Here is a 2,019-nt window from a genome sequence, read left to right on the forward strand (position 1 = left end):
GCCGCCCCTCTCTCGGTCAGGCCCGTGCCGCGGCGGCGGGTGCCGGGCTGACGAACAGGCGGATGTCGCGGGCGTGGGGGATTTCCTCCTGGATGCGCCGGCGTACCGCCTCGGCCACCATGGAACTGTCCTTGATGCGCAGATTGGGATCGACGCGCAGGCGGATGTCGAACTGCACGTCCTCGCCCACATGGCGACCGCGCAGGAAATAGATGCTGTGGACCATGGGCGTGTCCATGGCCACCTGCCAGGCGGTCTGCAGCAATTCCGTATCCACCGAGCTGTCCATCAGGCCGTGGATCGAGGTTCCGATCAGTTCCAGGCCGATGCGTCCCACCAGGGCCGAGACGCCGATGGCCGCGATGGTGTCGGCGATGGGAAAGCCGATCACCGAGGCGATCACGCCGACCATCACCGCCGCCGACGAGATGGCGTCGGACCGGTTGTCCCAGGCATTGGCGATGATGGCCGGGCTGTTGTTTTCGTTGCCCACGCAGATCTGGTAGCGATACATCAGCTCGTTGACGATCACCGTCACCGACGCCCCAACCGCCGCGAAGATGCTCGGCGCCTCGTAGGTCCCCGAGATCAGCTTCATCACCGAGCCGTACATCAAGAAGCTGGCCCCGATCAGCAGCAAGGAGCCCACGATGGACGACGAGATGTATTGGATGTTGCCGTAGCCGAACGGATAGCGCTCATCCGCCGGCTTGTTCGAAATCTTCAAGCTGAGCTGGGTCACCCCGCTGGCCACCACGTCCGCCCCGGAATGCAACGAATCCGCCACCAGCGCCACGCTGCCGCTCATCAGCCCGAGGACCCCCTTGAACAGGGTCATGCAGATGTCGGCGGTAAAGGCCCACCACACCACTTCCTCGCGGCAATCCCTGCAATTTTCGAACTTCATCGGTTCATGTAATCCACAAGATTGGAGCCCAGGATACGATAATTATCACCCACCTTCTTCGCCTTGATCGTCCCCGAACGAATCAGGCCCAGCACCTCGAGACGGTCCACCCCCAGCAATTGCGAGGCTTCCGCGCTGCTGTAGATCCGGTGCGGCAAGATCTCCTCGCCGAAGATCTTGTCCACCAGCACCATGGCGCCCTGCACGAAGGTCACCAGCGCACTCCCCTTGATCACCGCCGTCCAGATCATTTCTTGATGTCCTGCGCATGGTTGAGAGGCAACAGTTCCTGGAACAGCTGCGGCGTGATGATCGGCGTGTCGCCCGCCGGCTTTTCCTGGAAATACTCCGCCCGCTTGAACCCGGTGATGAACGCCAGATAGTTCCACGGCCACTTGGTGATCTCGATGTTGTAGGTCGAGGCAGCGGCGTTGTAATCCTCCCGACGCGTCGCGATGCGGTCTTCCATCTCCACCAGCGACGTCATCATATGCTTGTAGGTGTCCACCGACTGGATGGTCGGATACTGCTCCACCACCGCCATCAAACGGCCCAGCGCATTGCCGAAGCCTCCGTCGGCCCCCAGCAGCGCCTTGCCGCCCCCAATATCGCCCAGAAGCTTGCCGATCCCGCCCTGCTTCATCAGCTGCTCCAGCGCCGAGCCGATAGGGCCGCCCTTGCCCGCCTCAACGCCCTCGGTCCGCTTGTCCGAGGTATGCGAGAAGATCGAGTGCTCCAATGCCGCATGGTTCAGCGTCAGCTTCACAAGATTGCCGAACAGATTGTCCCGGCGCTGGATCATCACCTCGTAATTGGACCGCTTCGCCTGCGTGTCTTCCGACATGGTCACGAAGGTGTTGTAGCGCATCAGCAACGTCGCGATGAACGCAACAACCGACAAAACCGATATGACCATAAGAGCGTGCACCGGCCCACGCCCCAAACGACGAGGCGTCTCCTCCACCACGTACAACTGGGCAAGCAGCTCCTCCGACTGCTTCACCCGTTGCAGCGCACTGAAGTCGACCCCAGGGGCCGAACCAACATTCGCGTCGCCTAATGCCATATCCGCCTCTCTAAGCTCGTCGTATGAAGGAAATGCCCCTCATACG

The 2,019-nt window shown here is 61.6% G+C and carries 3 protein-coding genes; all 3 read right to left on the reverse strand.

Going from position 1 to position 2,019, the window contains the following annotated elements; all coding sequences use genetic code 11:
- Window positions 1-16: 16 nt before the first annotated feature.
- The 3 genes from mamB to mamQ are packed head-to-tail and all read right to left on the reverse strand — an operon-like array spanning window position 17 to window position 1,973.
- A complete protein-coding gene (mamB, locus tag A6A04_RS20525) occupies window positions 17-907 on the reverse strand; it encodes a magnetosome biogenesis CDF transporter MamB (protein ID WP_008622631.1) in 891 nt (296 codons plus the stop codon).
- Window positions 904-1,158: a magnetosome protein MamR gene (gene mamR / locus A6A04_RS20530; protein WP_068495891.1), complete on the reverse strand. Its 255-nt coding sequence runs from the start codon at window positions 1,156-1,158 to the stop codon at window positions 904-906. Before mamR ends, mamB begins: the two co-directional genes overlap by 4 nt.
- A complete protein-coding gene (mamQ, locus tag A6A04_RS20535) occupies window positions 1,155-1,973 on the reverse strand; it encodes a magnetosome protein MamQ (RefSeq protein WP_011383430.1) in 819 nt (272 codons plus the stop codon). Before mamQ ends, mamR begins: the two co-directional genes overlap by 4 nt.
- Window positions 1,974-2,019 lie beyond the last annotated feature (46 nt).

The sequence above is a fragment of the Paramagnetospirillum marisnigri genome (assembly GCF_001650715.1).
Taxonomy (GTDB): domain Bacteria; phylum Pseudomonadota; class Alphaproteobacteria; order Rhodospirillales; family Magnetospirillaceae; genus Phaeospirillum; species Phaeospirillum marisnigri.

What these genes read in the sequence shown, in the direction of transcription:
- mamQ (WP_011383430.1), bottom strand. Translation starts at nt 1,973, where the DNA reads ATGGCATTAGGCGACGCGAATGTTGGTTCGGCCCCTGGGGTCGACTTC.
- mamB (WP_008622631.1), bottom strand. Translation starts at nt 907, where the DNA reads ATGAAGTTCGAAAATTGCAGGGATTGCCGCGAGGAAGTGGTGTGGTGG.
- mamR (WP_068495891.1), bottom strand. Translation starts at nt 1,158, where the DNA reads ATGATCTGGACGGCGGTGATCAAGGGGAGTGCGCTGGTGACCTTCGTG.